The 16,177-nt window shown below is 59.2% G+C and carries 12 protein-coding genes; 9 read left to right on the top strand and 3 right to left on the bottom strand.

Annotated features, from left to right (window positions below; all coding sequences use genetic code 11):
• Positions 1-272 precede the first annotated feature (272 nt).
• From PMI26_RS25510 to PMI26_RS25540, 7 genes are all read left to right on the top strand, one after another.
• The gene (locus PMI26_RS25510; protein ID WP_007970891.1) at positions 273-4,121 is read left to right on the top strand and encodes a bifunctional diguanylate cyclase/phosphodiesterase; all 3,849 of its coding nucleotides are present in this window, start codon (positions 273-275) and stop codon (positions 4,119-4,121) included.
• Positions 4,122-4,345: 224 nt separating this feature from the next.
• The gene (gene glyA, locus PMI26_RS25515) at positions 4,346-5,599 is read left to right on the top strand and encodes a serine hydroxymethyltransferase (protein ID WP_007970889.1); all 1,254 of its coding nucleotides are present in this window, start codon (positions 4,346-4,348) and stop codon (positions 5,597-5,599) included.
• Positions 5,600-5,918: 319 nt separating this feature from the next.
• A complete protein-coding gene (locus tag PMI26_RS25520) occupies positions 5,919-6,461 on the top strand; it encodes a hypothetical protein (protein WP_007970888.1) in 543 nt (180 codons plus the stop codon).
• Positions 6,462-6,522: 61 nt separating this feature from the next.
• A complete protein-coding gene (locus PMI26_RS25525; protein WP_007970885.1) occupies positions 6,523-7,074 on the top strand; it encodes a hypothetical protein in 552 nt (183 codons plus the stop codon).
• Positions 7,075-7,381: 307 nt separating this feature from the next.
• Positions 7,382-8,695 carry a C4-dicarboxylate transporter DctA gene (locus PMI26_RS25530; RefSeq protein ID WP_007970883.1) on the top strand — a complete coding sequence of 438 codons (1,314 nt, stop codon included), beginning with the start codon at positions 7,382-7,384 and terminating at the stop codon, positions 8,693-8,695.
• A gap of 48 nt (positions 8,696-8,743) precedes the next feature.
• The gene (locus PMI26_RS25535) at positions 8,744-9,448 is read left to right on the top strand and encodes a FadR/GntR family transcriptional regulator (RefSeq protein WP_007970881.1); all 705 of its coding nucleotides are present in this window, start codon (positions 8,744-8,746) and stop codon (positions 9,446-9,448) included.
• Positions 9,449-9,473: 25 nt separating this feature from the next.
• Positions 9,474-10,154 (top strand): GntR family transcriptional regulator, encoded by a 681-nt coding sequence (locus tag PMI26_RS25540; protein WP_007970880.1) that lies wholly within the window; start codon positions 9,474-9,476, stop codon positions 10,152-10,154.
• 113 nt (positions 10,155-10,267) lie between these two features.
• Here the strand turns inward: PMI26_RS25540 and yjiA are convergent, their stop codons facing one another.
• The 3 genes from yjiA to PMI26_RS25555 all read right to left on the bottom strand — a co-directional run bounded on the left by yjiA (position 10,268) and on the right by PMI26_RS25555 (position 13,672).
• A complete protein-coding gene (gene yjiA / locus PMI26_RS25545; RefSeq protein WP_007970879.1) occupies positions 10,268-11,239 on the bottom strand; it encodes a GTPase in 972 nt (323 codons plus the stop codon).
• Between the two features lie 162 nt (positions 11,240-11,401).
• A complete protein-coding gene (locus PMI26_RS25550) occupies positions 11,402-11,599 on the bottom strand; it encodes a YbdD/YjiX family protein (protein WP_007895266.1) in 198 nt (65 codons plus the stop codon).
• Positions 11,600-11,614: 15 nt separating this feature from the next.
• Positions 11,615-13,672: a carbon starvation CstA family protein gene (locus PMI26_RS25555; RefSeq protein WP_007970878.1), complete on the bottom strand. Its 2,058-nt coding sequence runs from the start codon at positions 13,670-13,672 to the stop codon at positions 11,615-11,617.
• A gap of 321 nt (positions 13,673-13,993) precedes the next feature.
• Between PMI26_RS25555 and PMI26_RS25560 the strand changes: the two genes are divergently transcribed.
• Complete coding sequence (locus PMI26_RS25560) at positions 13,994-15,358, top strand: cache domain-containing protein (RefSeq protein WP_007970877.1); 1,365 nt, start codon at positions 13,994-13,996, stop codon at positions 15,356-15,358.
• A gap of 34 nt (positions 15,359-15,392) precedes the next feature.
• Positions 15,393-16,025 carry a response regulator gene (locus tag PMI26_RS25565; RefSeq protein ID WP_007970873.1) on the top strand — a complete coding sequence of 211 codons (633 nt, stop codon included), beginning with the start codon at positions 15,393-15,395 and terminating at the stop codon, positions 16,023-16,025.
• The last annotated feature ends 152 nt before the right edge of the window (positions 16,026-16,177 follow it).

Raw genomic sequence — 16,177 nt, 5'->3', positions numbered from 1 at the left:
AACCTAGGGTCAGTGACTGATGAATGATTGGAGCGCAGGCAATGCCCGGCCAGACCGTGCGCGTCGTCCGTAAGAGGCGACGCTGAAAAAGCCTGAGTCTAGGAGCTGGAACGCTCCCGCGTAACCGGCAAAGCTACCTTAATGACCGATGGCAGTCCAGCCGACGGGCTGAGGCTGGCACTTCGCCACAACTCAAGGCATGCTAGCCGCCCTTCGGGCGTCCGGCTTATAGTGCACGTCGCGCCAGTCCAGCCAAACCGCAGGATTACAGCTTGTCCAATGTCCCTCCGCCCCTGACTTCCAGTGCGCCGACCACAGCGCCCGGCTCCCCCCTGCGCGGGACCTTGAAGGGCACCTTGGCGACACTTGCATTGTTGCTGCTGGCATTGCTGTTCTGGCAGTTGTTCGATCAGTTGCGCGAAACCCAGAAAAACCAGCGCCAGTACACCATCGACTACACCGCCGATCTGGCCGCTCAGGTCAGCCTGAACATGGCACTCAACGCGCAGATCGCCCTCAACCTGTTGCCCATCGTCGAGCAACCGCAGGATGCCGATGAACTGCAGGCCCTGCTGCGCAAGCTGCAACAGTCGCTGCCGGAACTGCGCAGCCTGGCCTTGCTCAGCCCCTCGGGGAAAGTCATCAGTGACAGCGCTCCCGACAGCGAAGACAGCGACTACCTGGGTGAACTGGTACGCCGCAGCCACGCCCAGGCGCACTACTTCAGCAACGCCACCGATGGTTCTGTGGTGCATTTATTGTTGCATCAGGCCAGCGGCAGTTCCCGGGGCTACTGGGCCTTGCGCCTGACACCGACCTTCTTTTCGTCCTTGACCAAGCAAGGCGAGACCGGCAGCCGTCCGTTGTGGCTGGTGGAAAACCGCATCAATCATCAGATCATCAGCCGTGACGAAGGGCTGCCCTCGGTCAATCCGGGCACGCTGACCGAGGACGATGTCGCCAACAGTGTACTGACGGTTCCGCTGAGCAGCAGCGATTGGCAATTGCGCGGCTTGTTTGACCGTCAGCGCGTACTGGAAGAGCTGCTGCCGGCATTCATCGGCAAATGCCTGCTGGGCCTGGCGTTTTCCATGCTGCCGTTCATCGCGTTGCTGAACATGCGCCGGCGTCAACGCCAATTGAATGAAGGCCGCCGGCGTTATCAGGACATTTTCGAAGGCACCGGTGTGGCCTTGTGTGTCCTCGACATGTCCGGGCTGAAGAGCTTTTTCGACAAGGCACACCTGCAGGACAGCGAACAACTGCAAGCGTGGCTGGCGATCCCGGAAAAACGCCGACAACTGGTGCAGGAACTGCGGATCACCGAGGTCAACCAGGTCGCACTGCAGTTGCTCAATGTCGATAACACCAATAAAGCCTGGAAGCTGCTGATCGACGGCCATCCGCTGGACGGCACCGCCATCGGCAACCAGGTGCTCGATGCAGTGCTCAATCAGCAGCAACAGCTTGAGCTGGAAATCAAATTGCAGGATGCCGGCGGTCGCGACCAACACCTGTGGCTGGTACTGCGCCTGCCGCAAACCCAGGACGATTATAAATCGGTGATTTTGAGCATCACCGACATCACCAGCCGCAAGCTCATCGAGCTGTCGTTGCAGGAGCGCGAAGGGTTTTGGTCGGACGTGGTGCGCACCGTACCGGATCATCTATATGTGCAGGATGTGATCAGCCAGCGCATGATCTACAGCAACCACCATCTGGGCCAGACGCTGGGTTACAACCGCACCGAACTGCACCAGATGGGCGAATACTTCTGGGAAATCCTCCTGCACCCCGAAGACGCCGACTATTACCACCGCTCCCGCCAGGTCCAGCGCCAGACCGGTTATCGCCAGTTGATGCAGTGTCAGTTGCGTTTCCGCCATCGGGACGGCCAGTGGCGACGCTTCGAGATTCGTGAGCAGGCACTGGCGCGGGACAACGAGGATCAGGTCACACGGATCATCGGCGTGGCCAAGGACATCACCGACCAGATCGAAGCCAGCGAATCCCTGCGCGACAGCGAGCAGCGCTACCGCATGCTCGCCGAAAGCATCAGCGACGTGATTTTCTCCACTGACAGCCGCCTCAACCTCAATTACGTCAGCCCTTCGGTACAAGCCGTGCTGGGCTATGACGCCGAGTGGATTTTCCAGAACGGCTGGCAGTCGACCATCGCCAACCCGCAACAACTGACCGGCATCTACCACCTGATGGACCGGGTCAGCAAGGCGCTGGACCAGCCGGACCAACTGGCGGTATTACGCAGCCAGGTACAAACCCAACTGTTCCTGTTCGATTGCCTGCGGGCCGACGGGCGCAAGATCCCGATCGAACTGCGCCTGGTGTTGGTCTGGGACGAACACGGGACGTTCGAAGGCGTGCTCGGCGTCGGCCGCGACATCAGCCAGCAACGCCGGGCCGAAAAAGATTTGCGCATGGCCGCCACGGTATTCGAGCACTCGACCTCGGCGATCCTGATCACCGACCCGGCCGGCTACATCGTCCAGGCCAACGAAGCTTTCAGCCGTGTCAGCGGCTATGCCGTGGAGCAGGTGCTCGATCAGTTGCCGAACATGCTGACCGTCGACGATCAGCAGGAAGCCCACCTGCGTTATGTGCTCAAGCAATTGGGCCAGCACAGTACCTGGGAAGGCGAAGTCTGGCTCAAGCGCCGCAACGGCGAGCATTACCCGGCCTGGGTCGGGATTACCGCCGTGCTCGACGACGAAGGCGACCTGGCCAGTTATGTGTGCTTCTTCAGCGACATCAGCGAGCGCAAGGCCAGCGAGCAGCGGATTCATCGCCTCGCCTACTACGACGCCCTGACCCACCTGCCCAACCGCACGCTGTTCCAGGATCGCCTGCACACGGCACTGCAATCGGCCGAACGGCAGAAGTCGTGGGTGGTGCTGATGTTCCTCGATCTCGATCGCTTCAAGCCGATCAACGATTCCCTGGGCCACGCCGCCGGCGACCGCATGCTCAAGGAGATGGCCACGCGCCTGCTCGGTTGCGTAGACGATGACGACACGGTGGCGCGCATGGGCGGTGACGAGTTCACCTTGCTCCTGCAACCGCGAGCCAACCGGGAGATCGCCCTGAACCGGGCCATCCACGTGGCCGAACAGATTCTCGCCAGCCTGGTGAAACCCTTCGTGCTCGAGGGCCGCGAGTTCTTCGTCACGGCCAGTATCGGCATCGCCTTGAGTCCGCAGGACGGCAACGAACTCAGCCAGTTGATGAAGAACGCCGACACGGCGATGTACCACGCCAAGGAGCGCGGCAAGAACAACTTCCAGTTCTATCAGGCGGACATGAACGCCAGCGCCCTGGAGCGACTGGAACTGGAAAGCGATTTGCGCCATGCCCTGGAACAGAACGAATTCGTGCTGTATTACCAACCGCAGTTCAGCGGCGACGGCAAGCGCCTGACAGGTGCCGAGGCGCTGCTGCGCTGGCGCCATCCCCGCCGCGGGCTGGTGCCGCCGGGGGATTTCATTCCGGTGCTCGAAGAGCTCGGGCTGGTGGTGGATGTCGGCGACTGGGTGATCAGCGAAGCCTGCCGTCAACTCAAGGCCTGGCATCAGGCCAGGGTACGGGTGCCGAAGGTGTCGGTGAACATCTCGGCGCGGCAGTTCTCCGACGGCCAGCTCGGTACGCGAATCGCCACCATCCTCAAGGAAACCGGCCTGCCGCCGGCGTGCCTGGAACTGGAACTCACCGAAAGTATCCTGATGCGCGAAGTCAGCGAGGCGATGCAGATCCTCGACGGCCTGAAGAACCTCGGCCTGAGCATCGCAGTCGACGATTTCGGTACCGGTTACTCATCGCTCAACTACCTCAAGCAGTTCCCGATCGACGTGCTGAAAATCGACCGCACCTTCGTCGACGGATTGCCGTCGGGCGAACAGGATGCGCAGATCGCGCGGGCGATCATCGCCATGGCCCACAGCCTTAACCTGGCGGTGATCGCCGAGGGTGTCGAGACCCATGAACAGCTCGACTTCCTGCGCGAGCACGGCTGCGATGAGGTGCAGGGTTATCTGTTCGGGCGGCCGATGCCGGCGGGGCGGTTCGAAGGGCAGTTCAGCAATGATGCGCTGTTCATGTTTGACTGAAGCCTTGCGGTGATGCGGGCGGCCCCCTTCGCGAGCAAGCCCGCTCCCACATTTGGAATGTGTTCCCCTGTGGGAGCGGGCTTGCTCGCGAAGAGGCCCGTCCAGGCACCGCATATCCGCTCATGAAGCCCACTTGTCTGCGACATGATGCCGTTTCATATGCCATCTAAAACCCATTGGGTTAGAATGCCCCCCTTTTCCGCCCCCGATCCCTGAGGACCGCCATGTTCAGCCGTGATTTGACTATTGCCAAGTACGACGCCGATCTCTTTGCCGCCATGGAGCAAGAAGCTCAGCGCCAGGAAGAGCACATTGAGCTGATCGCTTCGGAAAACTACACCAGCCCTGCGGTGATGGAAGCTCAAGGCTCCGTACTGACCAACAAGTACGCCGAAGGCTACCCGGGCAAGCGCTACTACGGTGGTTGCGAGTACGTCGACATCGTCGAGCAACTGGCTATCGACCGTGCCAAGGAGCTGTTCGGTGCCGACTACGCCAACGTTCAGCCGCACGCCGGCTCGCAAGCCAACAGCGCCGTTTACCTGGCCCTGCTGTCGGCTGGCGACACCATCCTGGGCATGAGCCTGGCCCACGGCGGTCACCTGACCCACGGTGCCAGCGTTTCGTCCTCGGGCAAGCTGTACAACGCCATCCAGTACGGCATCGACGCCAATGGCCTGATCGACTACGACGAAGTCGAGCGCCTGGCCGTTGAGCACAAGCCGAAAATGATCGTGGCCGGTTTCTCTGCCTACTCGCAGATCCTCGACTTCCCGCGTTTCCGTGCAATCGCCGACAAGGTTGGCGCGTACCTGTTCGTCGACATGGCCCACGTGGCCGGTCTGGTCGCCGCTGGCGTCTACCCGAACCCGGTTCCATTCGCTGACGTCGTGACCACCACCACCCACAAGACCCTGCGCGGTCCACGTGGTGGCCTGATCCTGGCTCGCGCCAACGCCGACATCGAGAAGAAGCTGAACTCCGCAGTATTCCCGGGCGCCCAGGGCGGCCCACTGGAGCACGTGATCGCAGCCAAGGCGATCTGTTTCAAGGAAGCGCTGCAGCCTGAGTTCAAGGCTTACCAGCAACAAGTGGTGAAAAACGCCCAGGCCATGGCCAGCGTATTCATCGAGCGCGGTTTCGACGTGGTTTCCGGCGGTACTCAGAACCACCTGTTCCTGCTGTCGCTGATCAAGCAGGAAATCTCCGGTAAAGACGCCGACGCCGCTCTGGGCAAAGCGTTCATCACCGTGAACAAGAACTCCGTGCCAAACGATCCACGCTCCCCGTTCGTCACCTCCGGCCTGCGCTTCGGCACTCCGGCTGTGACCACTCGTGGCTTCAAGGAAGCAGAGTGCAAGGAACTGGCCGGCTGGATCTGCGACATCCTGGCTGACCTGAACAACGAAGCGGTGATCGACGCCGTTCGGGAGAAGGTCAAGGCCATCTGCAAGAAGCTGCCGGTGTACGGCGCTTAATCAGCCCTGTTCAATCGCAGTTAAAAGACCGGCACTTGTGCCGGTTTTTTTACGCCTGGGATTTCTAACTACCTATATCAATTCCCTTGCGAATCGATACTAATAGCTTCAAAAAAACTGCACCACCAATTACACACTTATTCTAAACAGCAGCCTTTAACATTACCGACCAACATCTATTATCTTGAAACACAACCAGCATCCCAACTTTAAAAACCCATGATAACCTCCAATAAAGTCACTACAAACAACGAACCATCCGAGTTACTTACAACACAACAACGAGTGTTATTCACACATCACGAAAGAGAAATAGATCATGCAAGACATGGATGTAAATCAATCGTTCACCGCGCAACTTTTTGTCAATAACACGCCGATAGCCATATCCCGCAAGATAATTGAAAAGAAGCTCGCGGCTCCTGAAGTCTCAGAGTATTGGGCCGGAGTCTTCCGAAAGCAGCTCATCTATTCCAACAATCTCCTGAGTTACGGCGAAGAAGTAACCCCCGAAACCTTCCTTTTCGCTTATCACGACGATGTTTATACCATCAAGATTGCAGACGAAAACGGTCAGTTCACAAACACTGCAAGCATGGAGGGTGAACTCCGCAACTTAACCGTCTTCGATGGCGATGATCCTACTTATTTTCGGATCATTTATCAGGGCGAATATGCGAAGCTGGATGACATGCCAAACGAACTCAATAGAATTCGTTTACGATCCGGACCGCAACACAGGGAGGTTCTAACCTATGGCGATCAACCTAGTTTCCCGGTGCTAACCGACCTAAAAAATCGCGACCGAACTTTGTTCCTTGAACTGAAAATCCTCCAACGCCATGTTTCATCAACACGCTGAACACACTGTAATTTAAAACAACCAAAATCAAACACCCGATCTCACGGAAGAGGTATACATCATGCAAAATACAGACACTCAATCATTCACTGCCAAACTTTTTGTCGGTGACAAACCAGTGGCAGAAGCCCGCAAGGTCATATCAAAGCTGCTCGAAGATCCCGAACTTGCAAATGAATGGCGCGAATTTCATCAACTCATACTTAACGACAACCCCCAAGAACTGAGCTACGGGGAAGGTGTCACCCCCGAAATTTTCTTGTTCACCTATCACGACGATGTGTACACCATCAGGATTAAAGAGAGAGACGGAGTCGGAGAGTTCACTAAAACTGCAAGCATGGAAGGATCGCCTCGCAACTTGAGCATGTTCACTGGAGATGACCCAACTTACTTCCGCATCCTTAACAGTGACAGCGTTGTTGTGAAACTGGATGAAATTCCAAACGACGTCAGTGACATCTATCTTGCAACCGGGCCGCAACGCCGAATGGTTCACACCTATGGCGGTCCACCCACCTTTCCAGTTTTCACTGATGACCAAAACCGCGGCGGCAGTCTTGTAGCTTTCAGACTGCAGATTATTGAGCGCAACGTCCCCGGTGTAGGTTGAGCAATCGGCAATAAGTCAGGGCAATAAACCTCCCGCTGTGAACCAGCGCTCAATGGTCCAGCAGTGACACCCGATGCCAGTCAGCCCAGCCGACTGGCATTTTTTCATATGAAACGGCTCAAGGTCGGGGCTTCCCACACAGCTGGTAAGACCGGTCATGCCAATTGTGCAATTTCCCCTTGCGAATCCCACAAAACAGCGCCTAGACTGCGCCTGCACTGGACATACCGGTAAGACCACAATAATTAAGTCCTGAATCTGATGCGCTTCAGCGTCGGCAGCCAGGACACCGACCAGGATTCCTCCCATGCTCAGATGGTGCTCGCGTTCAATCTTCCTCCAAGTGGTTCTCGGACTGGTGCTCGGCATCGTCTGCGGGCTGACCCTTCCCGAATACTCCGCCCAACTCAAACCCCTCGGCGACGGTTTCATCAAGCTGATCAAGATGCTCATCGGCTTGATCGTGTTCTGCGTGGTGGTCAGCGGTATCAGCGGTGCCGGCGACCTGAAAAAGGTCGGGCGCATCGGTCTGAAATCGGTGATCTACTTCGAAGTGTTAACCACCATCGCCCTGGTGATTGGCCTGGTGTTCGCCTTCAGCACTGGTATCGGCAGCGGCGCGAACATTCACCTGGAGCAGCTTTCTGCAGCCGACATGGGCGATATTGCCCAGCGCAGTCAGCACATGCACACCACTACGCAGTTCTTGATGGACCTGATTCCGACTTCGGTGATCGGTGCCTTTGCCGATAACAATATCCTGCAGGTCCTGCTGTTTTCAGTGTTGTTCGGCAGTGCCCTGAATCTGGTGGGCGAGGCGGCATCGGGTATTTCGCGGCTGATCAATGAGCTCAGCCACGTGATCTTCCGCATCATGGGCATGATCGTGCGACTGGCACCGATCGGTGTATTCGGTGCGATCGCCTTCACCACCAGCAAATATGGCCTGGATTCGCTGCAGCACCTCGGCAGCCTGGTCGGCCTCTTCTACCTGACCTGTGTTGCCTTCGTGGCCCTGATTCTCGGCCTGGTGATGCGCCTTTCCGGCTTGAAGATGTGGCCGCTGCTCAAGTACCTGCGCGAAGAACTACTGATCGTCATGGGCACCGCTTCGTCCGACGCGGTGTTGCCACAAATCATGCGCAAGCTTGAGCACCTGGGCATCGGCAGTTCGACGGTCGGGTTGGTGATCCCAACGGGTTACTCGTTCAACCTCGACGGTTTCTCGATCTACCTGACCCTGGCCATCGTATTCATCGCCAACGCCACCGGCACGCCGTTGGCCATGACTGACCTGCTGACCATTCTGCTGGTGTCGCTGATCACATCCAAAGGCGCCCACGGTATTCCTGGCTCGGCGCTGGTGATTCTGGCGGCCACCCTGACAGCCATTCCGGCAATTCCGGTGGTGGGTCTGGTATTGGTGCTGGCCGTGGACTGGTTCATGGGCATCGGCCGGGCGCTGACCAACCTGATTGGCAACTGTGTGGCGACCGTGGCCATCGCGCGCTGGGAAAAGGACATCGATGTGCAGCGGGCGAACAAGGTACTTTCCGGCCAGGCCGGTTACACCTTCCAGCCGAGAAAACCGGCTGCTCAAGCGGCAGCCAAAGAATTCTGAATGATCGCCGTGCCTGCCGACCGCAGGCACGGCTCATGGAGCGAACAAGTGATTACCTCATCAACCGTCGTCAACTCAGTGGTAGAAAAACTTCGGGCCGCTTTGGCCCGAGGTCAGTGGCGCTCCGGCGAAATGCTGCCGGGGCAACGTGAACTGGCCGAACAACTGGGTATCAGCCGTCCGAGCTTGCGTGAAGCCGTCATCGTTCTGGAAACCCTCGGGCTGGTGCGCTCGATGCCGGGCAAAGGCGTGGTGGTGCTCGAAGCCAATCTCGCCGACAGCCAGGCCCATGACAACGCGGTGGCCGCAGCGAGCCTGGAAGACGTGCTGCAACTGCGCTACACCCTTGAGCCATTCATCGTCGGCCTGGTGGCGCAATCCATCAGCAGCAAGGAGGTCGGGCAACTGCGCCTGACCCTGATGGACATGCGCGAAGCCCTGGAGGCCCGTGACAGTGAAGCCGGCGTAAACGCCTACATCGCGTTCCACGAAGAATTGTTCACGCTGACATCGAACCCGATCTTCCAGAGTGTGGTGCAGCAAACCAGCAATGCCCTCAAGCAAAGCGCCGAAGTGCTGCGCAACTCCCCGGAGCATCTGGCCGAGCGACTTGAAGAAAACGAAGCCGTGGTGCGGGCCATCCGCAGCAAGAACAGCGCCCAGGCCAGCGCCGAGATGCGCCGGCACATTCTGCGCGAAGGCCAACGCATGGGTATCGAACTGAACATCCCGGAAGACAACCTCGGCAGTTGAAACCTCTTCGAACTGGAGATCGGCCATGAACAGCTTCGCCTCGCCACAAACACTCGCTACCCTGCCCGTCCGCCCTTCAGTGGATGATCTGTATTCACAGGTCCTGGAGGCCATTTTCGAACTGCGCATCCATTCGGCCAGTCGCTTTACGGAAGAAAGCCTTGCGCAGATGTTCGGTGCAAGGCGCAGCGACATGCGTGAGGTGCTGATGCGACTGTCCCATCAGCACATCATCCTCCTTCGCGCCAACCATCGTCCCCGCGTCACTGAGCCTGATGTCGAGCAGACCCGGCAGACACTGCATGCCCGTCGACTGGCCGAGATCATGCTGTTGCGGCTGGCCGCTCAACAAGCGTGCGCACAAGACTTGAAGCGCCTGCGGACACTGGTCGAAAACGAGCGTCAATGCGCCGAGCGTGGCCGGGCGATTCGTTTGTCGGGAGAGTTTCATTTGCAGTTGGCACAAATGGCGGGAAATGCACCGCTAGCGCATTTTCTTGAGAGCCTTGTCCCACTAACTTCGTTGGCAATTGCGCAGTGTGAGGAGCAGATGCACAGTTGTTGTGCCTGGCAGGATCATTTGGCGATTGTTGATGCTGTTGAATGTGGAAATACTGCGGCAGCGACCATGCTGATTAACCGGCATCTGGATCATCTGGAACAGACACTGCTCAATACAACCCGTGAACATTGTGTTGCCGGCTAGATTGCATCGCGGGCAAGCCCGCTCCCACAGTGTTCGAGGATGAGCTGTTCAACCAGAAACCTGTGGGAGCCGGGCTTGCCCGCGATGGCGTCCTCAAAGACGCCATAAAAACCTCAGTCCGCCGCCACCCGTGCAAACCCCTCACGAATTTTCTCTTCCGGCAAATCGTCAGCAATGAACACGATCACGCTCTCGCGCACTTCGTCTTCAGCCCACTCGGTATCCCAGTCGAACCCATAAAGCTTCAGTACCCCCTGAAACACCATGCGCCGTGGTTCGCCAAGGATGTTCAATACGCCTTTGTAGCGCAGCAACTGCTTGCCATGCTCTTCCAGGAGTTCGTTCATGAACTCGCTGAGCTTGTCGATATCCAGCGGCTTTTCAGTGCGCAGGACCAGGCTGGAAATGCGATCGATGGACGGTGCCTGGCTGACCGGTCGCAAACTCACACCGCCACCGAGGTCGGCGTTGAGATTGAAACCGCGCACGTCAAGCAATTCGGCCAGGTCGATCTTGCCGTGGTCGACCACGCGGATCGGGGCGCGACGGTTGATGCGGGTCAGGCGCTCGCTCAACGCGCTGAAGGTCGGCTCGTCTACCAGATCGCGCTTGCTCACCAGCAAGCGGTCGGCGAAACCGATCTGCGCCTGGGCGATGGTCTGGGTCAGGTGCGAGTCGGCATGTGCCGCGTCGACCAGCGTGATGATGCCGTCGAGGATGTAGCGCTCGCGCAGTTCTTCATCGATGAAGAAGGTTTGCGCCACGGGTGCCGGGTCGGCCAGGCCGGTGCATTCGATCACCAGGCGATCGAAGGCGATATCGCCCTGGTCCAGACGTTCGAGCAACAGATAAAGCGCTTTGGTCAGGTCGGTATGGATGGTGCAGCAGACGCAGCCGTTGGAGAGCGTCATTACTTGTACCGGCTCATCGCCCAACAACTGCGTATCGATTCCGGCGTCGCTGAATTCATTCTCGATCACGGCGATTTTCAGGCCGTGCTCGGCCTTGAGCAGGTGACGCAACAGGGTGGTCTTGCCGGCGCCGAGGAAGCCGCTGAGGATCGTGACCGGGATGGGGGAGGACAAACTGGATCTCCTTTTTCACAAGATGAAAACACAACATAGAACAAATGTGGGAGCGGGATTGCTCGCGAAGGGGTCGTGTCAGTCGACATGAATGTTGAATGACACACCGCTTTCGCGAGCAAGCCCGCTCCCACAGGGATTGCCGTTAATCCGAAAGCCGGATCAACAGCACTTCGGCCCGCCCTTGCCACCGTAACGGGCTTCCTGACGCTCGCGAAAGAACATCTCGTAGCTCATCACGGGTTTGTCCGGGTGCTTGGTCTGCATGTGCTCGACGTAGTTGTCGTAGTCGGGCATGCCGACCATCAGGCGCGCGGCCTGACCGAGGTATTTACCGAGGCGACTCAAGTCATTGAACATGATGCAGATCCTCGATCACGCTTCCGGCAGCGCCTGGAATGGCGCTTCTTTATCCGTACGCTCTTTGCTGCCCCAGGCGGAAATACCGATCTTGAGCGCGAAGAACAGAATGCTGAACACCACGCACAGGAACAGCGCGGTCAGCGTGGCGTTGGTGTAGGCGTTGAAGATCACGTGCTGCATCTGCGTGATGTCCTTGGCCGGGGCGAGGATCTGGCCGTTAGCCAATGCATCGCTGTATTTTTTCGCCAGAGACAGGAAGCCGATCGCCGGGTTGGCGTCGAACAGCTTGATGAAGCCGGCGGTGGTGGTGCAAATCAGCAACCACATGGCTGGCACCAGGGTCACCCAAATGTAGCGCTGGCGTTTCATCTTGATCAGCACCACGGTGCCGAGCATCAGCGCAATACCGGCCAGCATCTGGTTGGAGATGCCGAACAGCGGCCACAAGGTGTTGATGCCGCCCAGCGGGTCGATCACGCCCTGGTACAGCAGATAACCCCACATGGCCACGCAACCGGCGGTGGCGATCAGGTTGGCGGTCCAGGATTCGGTGCGGCGCAGGGCCGGCACGAACGAGCCGAGCAAATCCTGAAGCATGAAGCGCCCGGCACGGGTACCGGCGTCGACCGCGGTCAGGATGAACAGCGCTTCGAACAGGATCGCGAAGTGGTACCAGAACGCCATGGTGTTCTCGCCCGGCAGAACACTGTGCAGGATCTGCGCGATCCCCACCGCCAGGGTCGGCGCACCACCGGCACGGGCCAGGATGGTGGTTTCCCCGATGTCGTGGGCCACCGCTTGCAGGGCTTCCGGGGTAATCGCGAAGCCCCAGTTACTGACGGCTGTCGCAACGGCCACTACATCACCGCCGACCACGGCCGCCGGGCTGTTCATGGCGAAATACACGCCAGGCTCGATCACCGAGGCGGCGACCATGGCCATGATGGCCACGAACGATTCCATCAGCATGCCGCCGTAACCGATGTAGCGGGCATTGGTTTCGTTATCCAGCAGTTTCGGTGTGGTCCCGGAAGAAATCAGCGCATGGAAACCCGACACCGCGCCACAGGCGATGGTGATGAACAGGAACGGGAACAGACCGCCCTTCCAGACCGGGCCGGTGCCGTCGATGAACTGGGTCAGGGCCGGCATTTTCAGTTCGGGCATGGTCACCAGGATGCCGATGGCCAGGGCGACGATGGTGCCGATTTTCAGGAAGGTCGACAGGTAGTCACGGGGTGCCAGGATCAGCCACACCGGCAACACCGCGGCAACGAAACCGTAGCCGATCAGCATCCAGGTGATCTGGATACCGGTAAAGGTAAAGGCCTTGGCCCACACCGGATCCGCGGCAATCTGCCCGCCGAGCCAGATCGAACCGAGCAGCAACAGCACGCCGATCACCGAGATCTCACCGATGCGACCCGGGCGGATGTAGCGCATGTAGATGCCCATGAACATCGCGATCGGGATGGTCGCCATTACCGTGAAAATGCCCCAAGGGCTCTCGGCCAGGGCCTTGACCACGATCAGCGCCAGCACCGCGAGGATGATGATCATGATCAGGAAGCAGCCGAACAGCGCGATGGTGCCGGGGATGCGGCCCATTTCTTCACGGACCATATCGCCCAGGGAGCGGCCGTTGCGGCGGGTGGACATGAACAGGACCATGAAGTCCTGCACCGCACCGGCCAGCACCACGCCGGCGATCAGCCACAGGGTGCCAGGCAGGTAGCCCATCTGCGCCGCCAGTACCGGACCGACCAGCGGACCTGCACCGGCAATGGCCGCGAAGTGGTGACCGAACAGCACGTGTTTGTTGGTCGGCACATAGTCCAGACCATCGTTATTGAGCACAGCCGGCGTGGCCCGAGTGGGATCGAGCTGCATCACTTTGTTGGCGATGAACAGGCTGTAGTAGCGGTAGGCAACGAGGTAGATGGCGACGGCTGCGACTACGATCCACAGGGCGTTGATCGCTTCGCCGCGGCGCAGGGCCACGACACTCAGCGCAATCGCTCCCAGGACAGCCACGGCAAACCAGGCGAGGTGTTTAGCCAGACGGGGCATAGCGTGTCTCCTGCCGACAGCCAGTGACTGCGGCGGTAATTTTTATAATTGTGTCCGCATTGCGGAGCTGGCCCAATATCTGCGCATGCCGTCCACAAATAAATCCGCGTTACTACGTACGTGGCGTCTACGTAGTTCTACGTAGACGCCACGGATCCCCTGTGGGAGCGAGCAAGTCGGATCGCCGCACCGCCGCTCCCACATTGGTTTTGCATTTCATCTGACCGATATTCGGGCCGTCAGTCATTCCGTCCAGCCGCGCTACAGGTCGAGCGCCTCTTTGGCATATGATCCCCAGCCTTCGCGCGGGCAGGAGTCAACATGCAGCTCAAACACAAGATCGTCGCCCTCGGAATTCTGCCGCTGGTGCTGGCCATTGCCGTCATCTGCGCGCTGGTGATTTCCCTCAACCGCCAATTGGGCGATCAACAGGCGCAACTGATCGAAGACAGCATTCTGGCGAGCAAACGCGCGGAACTGAAAAACTACGTGGAAATGGCCCAGAGCCTGATCGCCCCGCTGTACGACGACGGCCATGGCGACGCCCGGGCCCAGCAACAAGTGCTGGAAGAACTGCGCAAGCTCAGCTTCGGCATCAACGGCTACTTCTTCGTCTACGACCACGAAGGCCGCAGCCTGATGCATGCGCGCCAGTCGGACCTGGTGGGCCAGTACCTGTGGGACATGAAGGATCCCCACGGCCTGCCGGTGATTCAAGCGCTGCTGAAAAGCGCGCAATCGGGCGAAGGCTTCCAACGCTACGCCTGGAACAAGCCCTCCTCCGGCCAGGTGACCGACAAGCTCGCCTACGTGGTGATGCTCGATCGCTGGGGCTGGATGCTCGGCACCGGCATTTACCTCGAAGACGTCGAGCGCGCCACCCAGCAGGCCCGTGCCGAAGTAGCCATGGGCATCCGCAAGACCATGATGGCGATTGCCGTGGTCGCACTGGTCGCGGTGCTGTTCGTCTTCGCCACCGGCATGACCCTCAACGTCAGCGAGCATCGCCTGGCGGACAAGAAACTGCAGCGCCTGACCCAGCGCATCGTCAGCCTGCAGGAAGAGGAACGATCCCGGGTGTCCCGCGAGTTGCACGACGGCGTCAGCCAGGTGTTGGTCTCGATCAAGTTCCAGTTCGAACTGGCCAGCCACCTGCTGGAAAGCGGACAAGCCCGGGACAAGGGCCTGAACACCTTGAAGGACGCCACCGAACGCCTGGGCGATGCCATCGGTGAAGTGCGCAGCCTCTCCCATGACCTGCGCTCATCCTTGCTCGACACCCTCGGCCTGCCGGCGGCCATCGGCCAATTGGCGGCAGAGTTCGAGCAGCGCAGCGGGCTGACCGTGACCTACGACGAAAATGAATTCGACTGCCAACTGGTCGACGGCGCGGCGGTGTCGCTGTTCCGCATCGTCCAGGAAGGCCTGACCAATATCGAACGCCACGCCCAGGCGAAGCACGTGTCCATTACACTGCGCGGCTGCGACGAGTCCGTGCGGCTGACGCTGGTCGATGACGGCATCGGTTTCAATGTCGCCCAGGTCGAACGTCGTCAGGCCGGCATTGGCTTGCGTAACATCCGCGAACGCGTCGAACATTATGGCGGCCGCTTCGACTTGATCTCGATGCCGGGCAGAAGCGAGCTGGACGTACGACTGCCGATGAAGCCTGGCGCAAAACACTGAGCCGGCCCCACCACTACAAGAGTGAATAGCTGCGATGAACCTGCCCTCCCCGATCCGCATCGCCCTGGTCGACGATCACTCCCTGGTGCGCGACGGCATCAAGGCGCTGCTGGCCGTGATGTCGCCCCTGGAAGTGGTTGGCGAAGCGGAAAACGGCGCCGACGCCATCGACATGGTCGGGCGCTGCCAGCCGGACCTGCTGCTGGTCGACATCAGCCTGCCGGACATGAACGGCCTGGAACTGACCCGCGTGCTGCGCAGCCAGTACCCATCGCTCAAGGTGCTGGTGCTGAGCATGTACGACAATTACGAATACGTCAGTGAATCGGTGCGCTCCGGCGCCAGCGGCTACGTGCTGAAAAACGCCCCGTCACGGGAAATCATCGCCGCCATCGAAGCCATCACCAGCGGCGGGACCTTCTACAGCGCCGACATCGCCCAGCGGCTGATCGCCGACAGGAACACCGACAACGAACTGACCCCGAGGGAAAGCCAGGTACTGTCGAAAATGGCACAAGGCCTGAACAACAAGGAAATGGCCCGGGAACTGGACATCAGCGTGCGCACGGTGGAGACACACCGCCTGAGCATCCGGCGCAAGCTCAACATCGACAAACCGGCGGCGCTGGTGAAATACGCCATCGATCACGGCCTCATTTCCCGCTGACACCACCGCCCCCTGTGGCCACAGCAAAAACCTGTGGGAGCGGGCTTGCTCCCACAGGGGGGGCACCGAATCATCCATTGACTGCATCAATAGTCACCATCAACTCAATGAAGTTCTCATAAAAAATCCACGGCGTAACATCTGCTCCATAC

The sequence above is a fragment of the Pseudomonas sp. GM33 genome (assembly GCF_000282295.1).
In the GTDB taxonomy this organism is placed as follows: domain Bacteria; phylum Pseudomonadota; class Gammaproteobacteria; order Pseudomonadales; family Pseudomonadaceae; genus Aquipseudomonas; species Aquipseudomonas laurylsulfatiphila.
The sequence above is the reverse complement of the archived record's forward strand: the minus strand, read 5'-3'. Positions and strand labels throughout refer to the sequence as shown.